Origin of the sequence: Patulibacter minatonensis DSM 18081, assembly GCF_000519325.1 — a bacterium.
GTDB classification, from domain to species: Bacteria; Actinomycetota; Thermoleophilia; order Solirubrobacterales; family Solirubrobacteraceae; genus Patulibacter; species Patulibacter minatonensis.
This window is the reverse complement of record NZ_KI912613.1, coordinates 5,199,874-5,216,138: the sequence shown is the minus strand read 5'-3', so window position 1 is coordinate 5,216,138 and position 16,265 is coordinate 5,199,874. Positions and strand designations below refer to the sequence as shown.

General features: G+C 75.5%; 8 protein-coding genes. 7 read left to right on the top strand and 1 reads right to left on the bottom strand.

What is annotated here, in order from left to right; all coding sequences use genetic code 11:
- Nucleotides 1–1,811, top strand: a 1,811-nt coding sequence (locus tag PATMI_RS38620) for a PD-(D/E)XK nuclease family protein (RefSeq protein ID WP_036726384.1), incomplete at its 5' end; no start/stop codon positions are given.
- Nucleotides 1,808–5,614, top strand: a complete 3,807-nt coding sequence (locus PATMI_RS0124560) for a UvrD-helicase domain-containing protein (RefSeq protein ID WP_026912821.1) — start codon at nucleotides 1,808–1,810, stop codon at nucleotides 5,612–5,614. The genes PATMI_RS38620 and PATMI_RS0124560, both read left to right, overlap by 4 nt.
- 20 nt (nucleotides 5,615–5,634) lie before the next feature.
- On the opposite strand, the gene PATMI_RS33075 is transcribed toward PATMI_RS0124560, so the two are convergent.
- A complete protein-coding gene (locus PATMI_RS33075; RefSeq protein WP_051472249.1) occupies nucleotides 5,635–6,630 on the bottom strand; it encodes a YihY/virulence factor BrkB family protein in 996 nt (331 codons plus the stop codon).
- A gap of 157 nt (nucleotides 6,631–6,787) precedes the next feature.
- On the opposite strand from PATMI_RS33075, the gene gltB reads away from it, so the two are divergent.
- From gltB to PATMI_RS33060, 5 genes are all read left to right on the top strand, one after another.
- On the top strand, nucleotides 6,788–11,413 hold the full coding sequence (gltB, locus tag PATMI_RS33070) for a glutamate synthase large subunit (RefSeq protein ID WP_084270225.1): 4,626 nt from the start codon (nucleotides 6,788–6,790) through the stop codon (nucleotides 11,411–11,413).
- Nucleotides 11,414–12,898: a glutamate synthase subunit beta gene (locus PATMI_RS0124545; protein WP_026912820.1), complete on the top strand. Its 1,485-nt coding sequence runs from the start codon at nucleotides 11,414–11,416 to the stop codon at nucleotides 12,896–12,898.
- A gap of 175 nt (nucleotides 12,899–13,073) precedes the next feature.
- On the top strand, nucleotides 13,074–13,712 hold the full coding sequence (locus PATMI_RS35445; protein WP_051472248.1) for a TetR/AcrR family transcriptional regulator: 639 nt from the start codon (nucleotides 13,074–13,076) through the stop codon (nucleotides 13,710–13,712).
- 80 nt (nucleotides 13,713–13,792) lie between these two features.
- Nucleotides 13,793–14,878 carry a hypothetical protein gene (locus PATMI_RS0124535; RefSeq protein ID WP_026912819.1) on the top strand — a complete coding sequence of 362 codons (1,086 nt, stop codon included), beginning with the start codon at nucleotides 13,793–13,795 and terminating at the stop codon, nucleotides 14,876–14,878.
- 314 nt (nucleotides 14,879–15,192) lie between these two features.
- On the top strand, nucleotides 15,193–16,265 hold a 1,073-nt coding region (locus PATMI_RS33060), incomplete at its 3' end, for a sigma-70 family RNA polymerase sigma factor (protein WP_169738413.1).

Genomic DNA, 16,265 nt, shown 5'->3' with positions numbered 1-16,265 from the left:
CCCTCGCGCGGATCCGGACCGGGGCGGGCGACGCCGAGGACGTCCTCCTGGTGCTCCGCGCCGGCGCGTCGCTCGCCAACGTCGCGCCGGTCGACGCGTTCGCGCTCGCGCTCCGACGGGAGGGCGTGACGGACGCCGCGACCGCCGAGCAGCGGGCGCACGTGTTCGCCCCGACCCTCGAGGGCCTCGACCTCCTCGGCGCCGTCCCGGCCGACCGCCGCAGCCCCGGCGTCGAGCACCTGCTGGAGGGCCTGCTGCTCACGGCGCTGCCGATGCTCGAGGACCTGCTCGCGTCGCCGAGCACCCCGGCGGACCGCGATCCCGAGCTCGCGGCCGCCCGGCGGCTGAAGGAGCACCTCGTCGCCCTGCGCACGCTCGCCGGTGCCGACGCCGGCCTGCTCCCGCCACCCCAGGAGCTCGCGGCCGAGCTCGCGGAGCTGCCCGTGCCCGTCGGCGAGCCCCCGGGCCCCGGCCGGCTCGAGATCGCCGTGCCCCCGGCGCTCCGCGGACGCCAGGTCGCCGTCCTCGCCCTCGCCGACCTCCGTGAGCAGGCGTTCCCGGCGCCGGAGCCGGTGGACCCCCTGGTCGACCGCGACGCCCGCGAGGTCCTCGCGCGCGCCGGGGGGACGTCGCTCGCGGTGCCGGTGGCGCGCCTGGCCGCCGAGCGCGTCCTGTTCCTCGAACTCGTGGCGCGTCCCACCCGCCGCCTCGTCCTCTCGCGCCCGACGGCGTCCGACGCGGGGGAGGCCCTGCCCCCGGCGCCGTTCCTCGCGGACGTCCTCGCGGCGCTCGCCCCGGCCCGCCCGTCCGTGGTGGTCCGCCGGGCGTCGGTCGTCCGCCCCGGGCGGCGTCGCTCGCTCGCGTCGGCGGCGCCGTTCGGCGCGGAGCTCGACGCCGCCGGGCGGGAGGCCGTGCGGCGCGCCCTGCTGGACCACGACCGGTTCGCGGTGCGCGAGGTCGAGCGCCTCGTGCGGTGCCCGGTCTGCTGGGTCGTCGAGCACCTGGCCCGGGCGGGCGACGACGCCCCGGACTCCGAGGCCCAGCGCCACGGCAACCTCGTGCACCGGATCCTCGAGTCGGCGCTCGTGGAGTGCGCCGCCGGCGGGGTGCCCTACGGCGACCTCGACCCGGCGACCCTCGTCACCGCCGGACGCCGGGCGCTGCGTGCGGAGGGCCCGCGCGCGACGGCGGGGCTCCCCGCGCACCGCGCCCGCGTCCTGCTGCGACGGGTCGACGTCGGGGTCTCTGCGCTGCTCGCCGAGCTCCCCGGCCGCTACGCCGCCGCCTCCCTGCAGGCCACGGAGGCCGTCGTCGGCGACGGCGGCGCACTGCCGGCCATCGACCTCGGCGACGGCGCGCAGGCGGTCGGCCGGATCGACCGCGTCGACGGGGTCGTCCTCCCCGACGGCAGCCGCGGTCGCGGGGTCGTCGACTACAAGCTCGGCGCCGGCGGGGCGGTCGGGGCCGGCCGGTGGGCCGCGACGGCGACGCTGCAGGCCGCGCTCTACGCGACCGCGGTCGGGACGGCCGCCGAGCCCGTGGCCTACGCGCTCTACCAGCCGACGTCGCCGGTCTCCGGCCACGACCCGGGTGCCCGGCCCCCGGCGGGGATCGAGCTGCGCGGGGTGCTCGGCTCGCGCGGCGGCCCGAAGGAGCTCGCCGAGGTCGGTGCCGTGCTCGAGGAGGCCCGGGCCCGGGCGGCGGACGCCGTCGCCGCCCTGCGCGCCGGGGCCGTCACCCCGGGGCCGGGGTCGGTGCACGGCGACGCCGGCGAGTGCGACCACCCGGCGGTCGCGAGGCTCCTGCCGTGAGCGGGCCGGACGGGAGCCTCCGCACCTCGCCGATCGCGTACGAGCGGCTCTTCGACGAGGACGGCGGACTGCGCCGGGACCTCCCCGACCCCGGGCAGGCGGGCAACGTCTTCTCCCTCAACCAGGCGACGGCCATCGAGCGCCGCGGCGAGACCCTCGTCTCCGCCGGCGCCGGCGCGGGGAAGACGAGCGTCCTGGTCGAGCGGTACCTCCGGCTGCTGGACCGCGACGACACGCTGTCGACGTCGTCCGTCCTCGCGATCACGTTCACGGACAAGGCCGCCGCCGAGATGCGGGAGCGGGTCCGCACGCGCCTGGAGGCCCTGGTCGGCGGCGACGTCGAGCTGCCGGAGCGCTGGCGGCTGGAGGACGCGTGGATCGGCACCTTCCACGGCGTCGCCCAGCGGCTGCTGCGCCGGTACGCCCTGGCGGCCGGCATCGACCCGGACGCCGAGATCGCCGACGAGGGGCGCGCCCGCGAGCTCCGGCACGAGGCGTTCGAGCGGGCGCTGTCGTCCTGGCTGGAGGATCCGCGCCGGGCCCGCGGGGGCGCGCCGCTCCCGGACGACGACGCGCACCCGGCGGACGCGACGTCGGCGCTCGTGCTGGCCGCGGCCACGGGGATCGACGCCCTGCGCGACGAGACGCTCGGGCTCCTCGCGCTCCGCCGCACCCAGGGCCGCGATCCCGCGACGACCGAGGGTCGGGCGCTGCCGGAGCCGCCGCCGGCCGACGACGCGGTCCGCGCAGTCCTTCGCGCGCTGCGGGCGGCCGCGACCCCGGCGGCCGACGAGGCACGCGAGGCGTTCGACGCGGGGACGCCGAGCGACGCCGGTCGCCGGGCCCTCGACATGGTGCTCGAGACGGTCTCCGGCGTGCTCGCGGACGCGGGCGACCCGGAGGCCCCCGATCCGGTGCTCCCGTCCGCCGAGGTCCTCGCCACGTGGGCGATGCCCAACCGGCAGCCGCGGGTCGGCAAGGGCCCCGCGGTCGGGGCGCTGCGCGAGGCGATCGACGACGCCGTCGCCCTGGCCCGCGCGCTCGCCGTGGCCCCCGCCGCCGCCCGGGACCTCCGGCTGCGGGAGGCCCTCCTCGTCGCCACCGCCCGCGCCTACGGCCGGCTCAAGCGCGAGCGCGCGGTGATGGACTTCGACGACCTGCTGCTCGCGCTCCTGGCGCTGCTGCGCCGTCGGCCCGACATCGCCGCCCGGCTGCGGGCGCGGTTCCGCCAGGTCCTCGTCGACGAGTACCAGGACACGAACCCCGTGCAGCTCGAGCTCGTCCGGAGCCTGTCGGAGCCCGCGGCGCGGTTCCAGGTCGGCGATCGCCTGCAGGCGATCTACGGGTTCCGGCACGCGACCGTCGCGGGCTTCGACGAGGCCGCGACCCGTGCCGCGGAGGGCGACGGCCGGCTGCTGTTGGACGAGACCTTCCGCTGCCCGACCGACGTCCTGGCGCTCGCCAACCGCCTGGGGATGCCCGGCCACGACGGGTACCAGCCGCTGGTCGGCGGTCACCGGCGGGCGCCCGCCGACACCCGGGAGGCCCCGGCGGTTGAGCTCCACGTGCTCGCCACCGACCCGCGATCGGCGGCGGCCCGCACGGCGTCCTCGCCCGCGCTCGACGCCGAGGCCCCCGCCGGCGACGACGCCGAGCCCGCGATCGCGGCGGGGGAGGCCGAGTACGTCGCCGGCCTCGTGGCGGAGCTCGTGGCCGCCGGACGCAGCGCGTCGGACGTCGCCGTGCTCGTGCGCCGCACCGCCCCGGTCGCCGCGCTCGAGCGCGCGTTGCTCGAGCGCGGCATCGACGCCGTCCCGGTCGTCGCGCGCCCGCTGCTGCGGACGCTCGAGGTCCGGGAGCTCGAGGCGTGGCTCCGCGCGGTGCAGAACCCGCTGGACGACGTCGCGCTGTTCGGCGCGCTGCGCCTCCCGACCGCCGGCGTCGAGGCCGACGCGATCGTGCCGCTCGCCGCCGAGCACCGCCTGGCGCTGGACGCCGCGCGCGAGGCCCGCGGTCCGGCCCCCGCGCTGTGGGACACCCTGCGCACGACCGGCACGCCCGGGCACCGGGCCGTCCACGTCATGCCGGACGACGCCCGCGACGAGCTCGACCTCCAGGCGATGGCGCTCGTCCGGCACCGCGGACTGGCCCGGCGGCAGGGGCCGTCGGCGCTGGTCGCGGACCTCCGGGCGAACGAGGCCTACCGCTCCGCGATCCTCGAGCGCCCCGGCGGCACCCGGCGGTGGGCGGCGGTCGAGGCGTTCGCCGACTGGGTCGAGGACCAGGAGGCCCGCGGGGACGACCTGGCACGACTGCTGCTGCGGATCGAGGCGGACCGCGACGGCCCGGACGCCCCGGTGCTCGCGGACGGCGACGCCGTGCGGATCACCACCGTCCACCGCTCGAAGGGTCTCGAGTGGCCGGTGGTGGTCTGCTGCGACCTCGGGTCGCCGGTCAACGCCTCGCGTGCCGGCATCCTCCTCGACGCCGATCCCGCCAGCACCCGCGTGGGCCTGCGGACGAGCGTCGCGGGGGAGACCGTGCGGCTCTGGGACTACGACGCGCTGGCCGCGTCCGCCGACCGCGCGCAGGCCGAGGAGGAGCGCCGCCTCGTCCACGTCGCGGTGACGCGTGCGAAGGAGCGTCTCCTCCTCTGCGGGACGTGGCCCCGGGCGTGCGAGGGCAGCGGCGACTCCCGCGTCGTGCTCGACCGCCTCGACGAGGCGAAGGTGCTCGCCGCGGTCCCCGACGAGCACGACGACGCACCCCGCACCGCGCCGCTGCGCTGGCTCCTGCCGATCGCCGCACCGGTGGAGGCCTGGCCGGGCGTCGGGGAGGACCGCGACCTCCCGCTCCACGACCCCTCCGGTGCCGTCGCGGAGCCCGTCACGGTGCGGATGCTGGTCCGCGACCCCGCCGTCGTCGCCACGCCGGGCGACGCCGTCGAGATGCCCGTCCCGCCCCCCACGGCCCCCGGACCCGGCTGGGACCCGGAGCAGGCCGGGCACGCGCCGGAGCCCCCGCCCGCCCTGCCGCTGCCCGATCCCGTCAGCTACAGCGCGCTCGCGGACCGCCTGGGGCTGGAGACGGATCCCGGAGACGTGCGCCACGACCGCCGGGCGCCGGACGACGCCCCGGCCGACGACGACCCCGCCGGTCTTCCCGCGACCCCGCCGCCGACGCTGTTCTCGACCGTCGCGCTCGACGCCCGGACCCGCGGGGTCGCGGTGCACGGCCTGCTGGAGGCCCGCCTGCAGGGCGCGTCGCCGCCGGCCGGGTCGGGCGTCCCCGCCACCGCCGAGGACGTCCGCGCCGTGCTGGCCGAGGAGGCCCCGGGCCTGGGGGTGCTGGACCCGCACGATGCCGAGGCGCTCGTGGTCCTCGCCGGCCGCCTCGAGGCGACGGACGTCGCGCGCCGCGCGGTCGCGACCCCCGAGGAGCGCCGCCACGTCGAGCGGCCGTTCCTGTTCGACGTCGGCGCCGGCCGGCCGCTGGTGCAGGGCTTCGTGGACCTGTGGCTCGACGAGGGCGACGGCCGCACGACGATCGTCGACTGGAAGACGAACCGCCTGGCGGGGCGCGCGCCGACCGCGGTGGTCGACGGGCACTACGCGCTGCAACGCGACGTCTACGCGCTGGCGGCGCTGCTGGCCGGCGCGACCCACGTGGACGTCGTGTTCGTCTTCGCGGAGGCCCCGGACCGTCCCGCGGTCTACGCGATCCCGGCGGCGCGGACCGACGCCCTGCAGGAGCGGGTCGCCTCGGAGATCGACCGCGCCGGCCGCGAGGGCGCGCGGCCCTGAGCCGCGGCCCCCGGGGGCGCTCAGCGCAGGTCGGTGGTGTCGTCGTCGAGCGGGTCGTCGTCGAGCGGCACGCCCATCGAGGCCGGCGGTCCGCCGCGCAGGAGCCGGGTCCGCTCCGTCTCGGCCTCGACCTGCGCGCCGAAGAGGAACGCCGCGGACGACAGCCACAGCCAGAAGAGCAGGACGACGGCGCCGCCGAGCGCGCCGTACGCGCTGCCGAAGCCCGCGAACTTCACGTACCCGGCGAAGAACAGGGTCGCCAGCACCCACGCCAGGAGCGCGGTGACGGTCCCGGCGGTGAACAGACGGAGCTTCGGCTCCTGCAGGTCCGGGGCCCGCGCGTAGACCAGCGCGATCACCAGCAGGAGCGACGCCACGCCGACGGGGAGCCGGAGGATCTGCCAGATGATCGGCGCGTTCCCGAGCCCGAGGGCGTCGAAGACGTCGTCGGCGATGCTCCCGCCGAGCACGAAGAGGACGGCGGCGAACGCCATCAGGACGATCACGAGGAACGCGATCGCGATGTCCGCGGCCTTGTGGCGGACGAAGCCGCGGGTCTCGGGCACGTGGTAGACGACGTTCAGCGCGCGGCCGGCGGCGGCGAAGGCCCCGGAGGCCCCGTTCAGGGCCAGCAGCACGGAGACCGCCAGCGCGATGCTGGCGCCGCCCTTGGCCTGCTGCAGGGCGTTCTCGACGAGGCCCTTGACGGCGTTGGCGCTGTCGCTGGCGGTCGAGCTCGACGTGCGGTCGGAGACGAGCGACGAGAACTCGTCCGCGATCGTCGTCGGCAGCGAGTCGGCGCCCAGGAGCGTCAGGAGCGCGGCGGCGACGAGGAGGATCGGGACGATCGAGAGGACCGCGTAGTAGGCGAGCGTCGCCGCCCAGTCGGTCATGCCCTGCTCGCGGAACGACGCGAACGCCCGGGTGTAGACGCCGCGCCAGGCCTTCGCGTCGAGGTCGACGTCGCGGAGCGGCCTCAGCCGTGTCGGGCGCTGCTCGTCGACGTCGGATGCCATCTCCTCGACCGTACCCAGCCTGGCGACGACGCACCGCTCCCGGGCGGATTGGAGTCCACGCGGAGGGGGTGTAGAATCCGCCGTTCCCTCCGGGTCGCCTCGTCGCCCACCCCGGATCGCCTCCACGGGCCCTTCCCGCGGAGCACCTCCCTTGCCTATGACCCGATTCACCCGTCTCCCCGCGGCCCAAGGCCTCTACGACCCACGGAACGAGCACGACGCGTGCGGCGTGGCGATGGTCGCCCGTCTGGACAACGTCCCCGAGCACGAGACCCTCGTGCGGGCCCTGACGGCGCTCGAGAACCTGGACCACCGCGGCGCGGCCGGTGCCGACGCCCGCACGGGCGACGGCGCGGGCATCCTCGTCCAGATCCCGCACGAGTTCCTCCGCGCGGTCGTGGACTTCGAGCTCCCCGAGCCCGGCTCGTACGCGGTCGGCATGTGCTTCCTGCCGCAGGACGCGACGGTCCGCCACCGCATCGAGCAGATGATCGAGCGGAACGTGCGCACCGAGGGCCAGCGGGTCCTGGGCTGGCGCGACGTCCCGGTCCGGCCGGACGAGATCGGCGTGACGGCCAACGAGGCCCGCCCGTACTTCCGGCAGCTCTTCATCGAGGCCGGCCCCGGCTTCGACCACGACCAGGACGCGTTCGAGCGCAAGCTCTACGTGATCCGCCGCATCTGCGAGCTCGCGACGCCCGACTTCTACGCGTCGACGTTCAGCTCGCGCACGCTGGTCTACAAGGGCATGCTGCTGTCGGCCCAGGTGCCGGCGTTCTTCCCGGACCTCCAGGACGAGCGCTTCAAGTCCGCGATCGCCCTGGTGCACTCGCGCTTCTCGACGAACACGTTCCCGAGCTGGGACCGCGCGCACCCCAACCGCGTGATCGCCCACAACGGCGAGATCAACACCCTGCGCGGCAACATCAACTGGATGCGGGCGCGCGAGTCGCAGCTGCACTCGACGCTGTTCGGCGGGGACATCGGGAAGATCAAGCCCGTCGTCCGCCCCGGCGGTTCGGACTCCGCGACGTTCGACAACGTCCTCGAGCTCCTCATGCTCGCGGGCCGCTCGCTCCCGCACGCGGCGATGATGATGGTCCCGGAGGCCTACGAGGGCCGGGACGACCTGACGCCCGAGCTCGCCGGCTTCTACGCGTACCACTCGCTGATGATGGAGCCGTGGGACGGCCCCGCGGCGGTGCTCTTCACCGACGGCCGCACGGTCGGCGCGACGCTGGACCGCAACGGCCTGCGCCCCGGCCGCTGGGCGCAGACGAAGGACGGCTGGATCATCCTCGGCTCCGAGGCCGGGATGCTCGACATCCACCCGAGCAACATCGAGCGCCTCGGGCGCCTCGCCCCGGGCCAGATGTTCCTCGTCGACCTCGAGAAGCACCGCGTGGTCTCCGACGAGGAGGTCAAGAAGCAGGTCGCGACGCAGCGCCCGTACGAGGCGTGGCACCGCGACCAGGTCGTCCACTTCTCGGACCTCGAGAAGCGCACCGCCGTCCACGAGTCCGGCGAGCACCTCCGGCAGCTGCAGCAGGCGTTCGGCTACACGCAGGAGGACGAGCGCGTCCTCCTGACGCCGATGGCGTCAGGCGGCGCCGAGCCGATCGGCTCGATGGGCAACGACGCCGCGCTCGCGGTCCTCTCCGACAAGCGCCCGCCGCTGTTCAGCTACTTCAAGCAGCTGTTCGCCCAGGTCACGAACCCGCCGATCGACCCGATCCGCGAGGACATCGTGATGTCGCTGTCCGCCTCCATCGGCGGGCAGCGGAACCTGCTGGAGGAGACCCCGGAGCACGCGCACCACCTGGTGCTCAAGCACCCGATCCTCCGCAACGACGAGATGGAGACCCTGCGTCAGGTCGACCAGGGCATCTTCAAGTCGCACACGATCGACATCACGTGGCCCGTCGCCGACGGCCCCGAGGGCATCCATCGCCGCATCGCGGACGCCTGCGACGAGGCGTACGACGCGATCCAGGCGGGCCGCAACGTCCTGATCCTGTCCGACCGCGCCGCCAGCGGCTCGCGGGTGGCGATCCCGGCCCTCCTGGCCGTGGCCGCCGTCCACCACCACCTGGTGCGCGAGGGCGTCCGGCTCGAGGCCGGGCTCGTCATCGAGTCCGCCGAGCCGCGCGAGGTCCACCACTTCGCCACGCTGCTCGGCTACGGCGCGGCGGCGATCAACCCGTACCTGATGTTCGACACGGTCGACGACCTCGTCGCCCAGGGCCGGATCCCCGACGTCACGGACGCCGCGACCGCCCAGAAGAACGTCGTCAAGGCCATCGGCAAGGGCCTCCTGAAGGCGATCTCCAAGATGGGGATCTCGACGATCGCGTCCTACTCGGGCGCCCAGATCTTCGAGGCCGTCGGCCTGCACGCCGACCTCGTGGACCGCTTCTTCACCGGCACGGCGTCCCGCATCGGCGGCGTCGGGCTCGAGGTCCTGGCCGAGGAGACCCTGGAGCGCCACGCGCGCGCCTGGATCGTCGACGCCGAGCACGACCCGACCGAGACCGGCGCCCGCGTCGAGGCCCTGCTGCCGGTCGGCGGCATGTACTCGTGGCGCCGCGACGGCGAGCACCACATGTGGAACCCGACCACGATCTCGCTGCTCCAGCACGCGGTCCGGGTCGGCGACCGCGACAAGCCGGACGACGACGCCCGCGCGAAGTTCCGCGAGTTCTCGGACACGAGCAACGGCGACGCCACCCGCAAGGCCACGCTGCGCGGCCTGATGGCCTTCGACACCGACGGCGTCGAGCCCGTGCCGCTGGAGGAGGTCGAGCCCGCCTCGGCCATCGTCAAGCGGTTCGTGACGGGCGCGATGTCGCTCGGCTCGATCTCGACCGAGGCGCACGAGAACCTCGCGATCGCGATGAACCGCCTCGGCGGCCGCTCCAACACGGGCGAGGGCGGCGAGGACCCGCGTCGCTTCACGCCGGAGCCGAACGGCGACCGCAAGCGCTCGTCGATCAAGCAGGTCGCGTCGGGCCGCTTCGGCGTCACGTCGCACTACCTCGCCAACGCGGACCAGCTGCAGATCAAGATGGCGCAGGGCGCGAAGCCCGGCGAGGGCGGCCAGCTGCCCGGCCACAAGGTCGACAAGTACATCGGCTCCGTCCGACACACCACGCCGGGCGTCGGGCTGATCTCGCCGCCGCCGCACCACGACATCTACTCGATCGAGGACCTCAAGCAGCTGATCTACGACCTGCGCTGCGGCAACCCCGAGGCCTCGGTCTCGGTGAAGCTCGTGTCCGAGGTCGGGGTCGGCACGATCGCCTCCGGCGTCGCGAAGGCCGGGGCCGACCACGTGGTCATCGCCGGCCACGACGGCGGCACCGGCGCCTCGCCGCTGTCGTCGATCGTCTCGGCCGGCGTGCCGTGGGAGATCGGCCTCGCCGAGACCCAGCAGACGCTGCTCCTCAACGACCTGCGCTCGCGGGTCCGGGTGCAGACCGACGGCCAGCTGAAGACCGGGCGGGACGTCGTCATCGCCGCGCTGCTCGGCGCCGACGAGATGGGCTTCTCGACCGCGCCCCTGATCGCGACGGGCTGCATCATGATGCGCGCCTGCCACCTGAACACCTGTCCGGTGGGCATCGCGACCCAGGACCCGGAGCTGCGCAAGCGCTTCAAGGGCACCCCGGAGCACGTCGTCAACTTCTTCCTCATGGTCGCCGAGGAGGTCCGCGAGATCCTCGCGTCCCTCGGTGCCCGGTCGATCGACGAGATCGTCGGCCGGATCGAGCTCCTGAAGGCCGACGAGGCGGTGGACCACTGGAAGGCGCGCGGCGTCGACCTGGCGAACCTCTTCCACCGGCCCGAGGTCCCCGAGGACGCGACGCTGTACGGCATCGACCCGCAGCTGACCGGTCACCTCGACGACCACCTCGACTGGAAGCTCATGGACGGCGCGCTGCCGGCCGTCGAGCGCCGCGAGGCCGTCGAGCTGACGTCGAAGATCCGCAACGTCGATCGTTGCGTGGGCGGCATCATCAGCTCCCGCATCGCGACGGCCCAGGGCATCGAGGGCCTGCCGGAGGGCACGCTGAAGATCGCGTTCTCCGGGTCCGCCGGCCAGAGCTTCGGCGGCTGGCTCGCGTCGGGCGTCGAGTTCTCGCTCTCGGGCGACGCGAACGACTACACGGGCAAGGGCCTGTCGGGCGGCGTGCTGTCCGTGACGCCCCCGGAGTCCGCGACGTACGTGGCCGAGGACAACCAGATCGTCGGCAACACGGTGCTGTACGGCGCCACGAAGGGCCGCGCGTTCTTCCGGGGCCGCGCCGGAGAGCGCTTCGCCGTCCGCAACTCGGGCGCCTCGACCGTCGTCGAGGGCGTGGGCGACCACGGCTGCGAGTACATGACCGGCGGCCGCGTCGTCGTGCTCGGCGAGGTCGGCCGGAACTTCGGCGCCGGCATGTCCGGCGGGTTCGCGTTCGTGCTCGACGAGCAGGGCACGTTCCGCCGGAACGTCAACCCGACGATCGCCGACCAGCTCGAGGACCCCGACGAGGCCGACCTCATCGAGCTCCGCGACCTGATCGCGGAGCACCGGGATCGCACCGGTTCCGCCGTGGCCGAGCGCGTGCTCGGCGACTGGGAGCACGCCTCGCAGCGCTTCGTGAAGGTCTTCCCGGCGGACTACCGCCGGGTGCTGGAGCAGCTGGCGCACGAAGAGGCCGCCGTCGGCGCACGTGCCGCGAAGGCCGAGACCACGGAGGCCGTCGGCGCTCCGCAGACCACCGATGAGGAGAAGTACTAGATGGGCGAGCTCGGTGGGTTCCTGAAGGTCGACCGCTCGCCGGTCAAGTGGGACGATCCGCGTGAGCGGGTCGGGCGGTACACGGAGTTCATCGCTCCACGTCCGGTCGAGGAGGTCCAGCAGCAGGGGGCCCGCTGCATGTCCTGCGGCGTGCCGTTCTGCCACAACGGCTGTCCGCTCGGGAACCTGATCCCCGACTGGAACGACCTCGTCTACAACGGGCGCTGGCGCGAGGCCATCGACCAGCTGCACGCGACGAACAACTTCCCGGAGTTCACCGGCCGCGTCTGCCCCGCCCCGTGCGAGGCCGCCTGCGTGCTGGAGATCAACGAGGGCGACGCCGTCACGATCAAGCAGATCGAGAACACGATCATCGATCGCGCCTGGGCCGAGGGCTGGGTCACCGCCCAGCCGCCCGCGGCCGAGACCGGTCAGACGGTCGCCGTCGTCGGCGGCGGGCCCGCCGGTCTCGCCGCGGCACAGCAGCTGCGCCGCGCGGGCCACGCGGTCACGCTGTTCGAGCGCGACGAGGCCGCCGGCGGCCTGATCCGCTTCGGCGTCCCGGACTTCAAGATCGAGAAGCACCTCGTCGAGCGCCGCGTGCAGCAGCTCGTCGACGAGGGCGTCGAGCTGCGCTGCGGCGTGGACGTCGGGAACGACGTCACCGTCGAGGAGCTGCGCGAGCAGTTCGACGCCGTCGTCATGGCGATCGGCTCCCGCGTCCCGCGCGACCTCCCGGTCGACGGGCGCGAGCTCGGCGGCGTCCACTTCGCGATGGAGTTCCTCTACGAGCGCACCCGCTGGGCGCAGGACGAGCAGGGCGTGCCGCACCAGGCGCCCCGGCCCGAGCCCCGCGGCATCAGCGCCCGCGGAAAGCACGTCGTCGTCATCGGCGGCGGCGACACCGGCGCCGACTGCGTCGCGCAGTCGATCCGCGAGGAGGCCGCGTCGGTCGTCCAGATCGAGCTGCTCCCCGAGCCCCCGTCGAGCCGCCCCGACGACCGCACCCCGTGGCCGCTGTGGCCGGCGAAGTTCCGCCTGAGCTACGCGATGGAGGAGGCCCGCGCCATCGGCAAGGGCGTCCAGAACTTCTCGGTCGCCACGCTCGGCCTCGACGGCGACGACCAGGGCAACGTGGCGAAGCTGCGCTACGCGCAGGCCGCCCCGGCCCCGCCGTTCGGCCCGGTCGAGGGCACCGAGAAGGAGCAGGACGCCGAGCTCGTGCTGCTCGCGATGGGCTTCCTGCACCCGGACCCGCAGGCGTTCCAGGGCACCGAGCTGGACCTCGACGCGCGCGGCAACATCAAGGCGCCGACGTACGCGACGTCGATCGACGGGGTCTTCGCCGCCGGCGACTGTCGTCGCGGTCAGTCGCTGATCGTGTGGGCGATCAACGAGGGCCGGCAGTGCGCCCGCGTCGCCGACCGGTACCTGGCGCAGCAGGCCGGCCGCAAGGCCCGTCCGGCGGCGCTGTCGGGCACCTGATCCGCACGCCGACGGCGGGAGCCGGTCGTGTCCGCCCGACCCTCCCGGAGCGGGGGCGGCGCGGCGTCCGGCCCCGCCGCCACGCGCCCGCGTGCCGGGGACTGGACGTCCCGACACCGCGCGCGGCCCGGCGTGGCGGGACGACCAGGGCAGCCACTAGGGTGAGCGCCGACCGATGACCGACGCCCCGCACCACGCCACCGCCGAGGTCGCGCCCGTCCCGCTCGGGAAGCGCGAGCAGACGAAGGCCGCCAACCGCGAGGAGATCCGCACCGCGGCGCTCGAGGCCTTCACCGACCTCGGGTTCGGGGCGACCACGGTCCGCGACATCGTCCGTCGCACGTCGCTGGCGTCGGGCACGTTCTACAACTACTACGCCGACAAGGACGCGATCCTGTCGGAGCTGATCGCCGAGCACGTGGCGGAGGCCGACCGTCGGATGACCGTCGCCCGCGCGGCGGCCACCACGCCCCGCGAGGCCGTCGAGCGCGGCGCCGCGGCGTACTTCGGGCTGCTGATGGAGCGCGGCGACCTGCTGGCGATGTTCCGCCGCAACGCCGGGACGATCCGCGGCTACGCGGCGGGCGACGTGCTGACCCACGTGGTCGCGAGCTTCCGGGAGGACCTCGACCGCCTGCTCGCGGACGCCGGTGCCGAGGGGCTCGACACCGAGCTCCTGGCGGCCGGGGTGATGGGGGCCGGGATGGACATCGCCATGCGCTTCGCGGAGCGCGGGGGAGACGACCCCGCCGTCGCGCTCGCGGTCCTGCGCGCGCTCCTCGTCGACGGCATCCTGGGCCGCGCCGGGGCCTGACCGCCCGGCTCCCCGGTGGCGGACGGCGTCCGCCGCGCGGGCGCCGGTCGGGTCGGACGTCGCGACCGTACAATCGGCGGGTGTTCTGCCGTCATGGTCGCCGTGAAGACCGCTGCATCGTCTGCCTCGGGGAGCGCCGTCGCGCTCGGGAGGCCGCGGCGAAGAAGGCGTCGAGCAGCGGCAAGATCACGAGCGCGCGCCGGGCGTCGAGCTCGCGCAGCGCGTCGAGGACCGCGGCGGCCGGTGCCGTGGGTGCGCGCCGCGCGTCGACGTCCTCCCAGGTCCGCGTCAAGCAGATGACCCGTCACGCGGAGGACGGCTGGAGCCACGACCTCCTGCCCGGCCTCCGCTCCAGCGGCGAGGCCCTGGACCTCCTCGGGCACCTCTCCCGCGCCCGGGTCCGGCTCGACCGGCTCGCGAGCGACGCGCCGGGCCCGTACGCCACGGCCCGCGCGCTGGCCGGCGGCGACGCCGACGACCGCGAGGAGGCCACCTGGCTCCTCTTCCAGGTCGCCTACTACGGGCCGCTGGAGGGCGACGAGCCGTTTCGCGAGATCGACCGCCTGCTCGTCCGCCGGGACGACGCCCTGCCCGCGCCCGACGTCCTGGAGGCGGTCGCCGTCGGTCCGCGCGGCGCGCACGCCCACGACCGCGGCGTCGCGACCCTGCAGGGCTACCGCGACTGGTCGACCCGGGTCGGGAGTCAGCTCACGGGGCTCGCCGCCGGCGGCACCGACGCGGCGCGGCGGTTCGACGCCGCGTTCCGTGCGCTCGCGCTCCCGGGCCTGCACCGCGACGCGCGCTTCGAGTTCCTCGTCACGCTCGGCAGCCTCGGCCTGCTCGACGCCGCGCCGTGGTCCCTGCTGCTCGACGCCGGCCGCGATCCCGTCTCGGTCGCCGCCAAGCGGGCGTTCCTGACGGGGGACGCCGTCCTGCTCCAGCGGCGGTTCGGGGCGTTCGCGCGAGCGCTCGGCGTGCCCGTCGCCGCGTTCGACCTCGGCCTGCGCAACTGGGACCTGCGCCCCGGTCCCTCGGCGCCGCTCGGCTACCTCGTGGCCGGCGTGCCGGCCGAGCCCGACGCCGACGAGGTCGCGCTGCTCGCGGCCGAGCTGGGGCTCTCGGCCGGCGCCGAGCCGGCGCCCGAGCCTGTCGCCGCCGACGAGTAGGCCCGCCGACCGGATCCCGTCCGGACGGGCGATGCGGGACCCGGGACCCCTGGCGTCACGATTCGGGGGGTGATTTGATGCGGTCCCGGGGGTCTTCACGGTGCGACCCCGACCGCGTCCCTCCTCCCGTGCCCGACCTCCAGCCGTCCGACCTCTCCCGATCACCGGCCTCCGGGCCTCCTGCGGACGCCCGGTCGGCGCCCCCCGGAGCGGCCGGCGACGAGCGTCCGCAGCCGACCGCGGGGCGCCGTTCGCGGCCGCTACCGCGTCCCGGGATCGACCCGGCCCGGGAGCTCGCCGCCAACGCGACCGCGATGTTCGCCGTCGCGCGGCGGGTCTCGATCTGCGACGACGACGCCCACGACGCCGTCCAGGCGGCGGCGGAGCGCTTCCTCGGGCATCTCGACCGGGTCGACCCGGAGACCGTCGGCGGGTGGCTCTGCACGGTCGCCCGCAACGAGGCCCTGCGCGTGCGGGAGCGCCGGGTCCGGAACGGCGAGATCGGGGAGGACGACGACCGGGTCCTCGCGGACCGTGGCGACGGCCCGGACGACCTCGTGGTCCGCGAGGAGGAGCTCGCCGTCGCCCGCGAGGCCCTGGGCCGGCTGAAGCCGCAGGAGCGCCTCGCGCTCTGGATGCAGGCCGAGGGCCGCAGCTACGACGAGATCGCCGAGGAGCTCTCGTGGACCAGGACCAAGGTCAACCGGTCGATCACGGAGGGCCGCGCGAGCCTGCGCAAGGTCCTGACCGGGATCGCGACCGGTGAGGGGTGCGCGCTCGCCGCGCCGCGGATCGACCGCCTGGCGGCCGGGGCGGCGTCGCCGGAGGACCTGCGCGAGCTCCGCCCGCACCTGCGTCGCTGCACCGCGTGCCGGGCGCGTCTCCGGCGCGCGCGTGGCGGGCGCTGGAGCGTGCTGCCGCCGATCGTCGTCGCGTGGGTCCCGTGGGCGGGCCGCGGGGGCGGGGCACCCACGCCCGCGCGCACGCGGGTCGGCGAGTTCCTGGCCGAGCGTCTGGCGATCGTGCTCCCGGCGAGCACCGGGGCGGTGTCCGAGGTCGGGATCGCGGTCACGACCGGCCTGGCCGTCGCGGCGCTCGGCGCCGGCGTGGTCGCGGGAGGATCGGCGTCCGACGACCGCGACGCCGATCGTGAGCGCCGGTCTCCACGGGTGACGGCCGCGACGGGGACGACCCGCCCGGCGGCGACCCGCGCGATCGTGGCCGCGGGAGCCGCCACCCCGCTGCGGCCGTTCCCGTCGGCGGGGGCGGAGGTCGCGACCCCGGCGTCCACGGCCCGCACGGTGAAGGAGCGGCTCGCGGAGGCCGATGCACGAGCCGCCGCCGCGGCGCGTGCGGCCCGGGAGCGCCGCCAGGCCCGGGCGCGCCG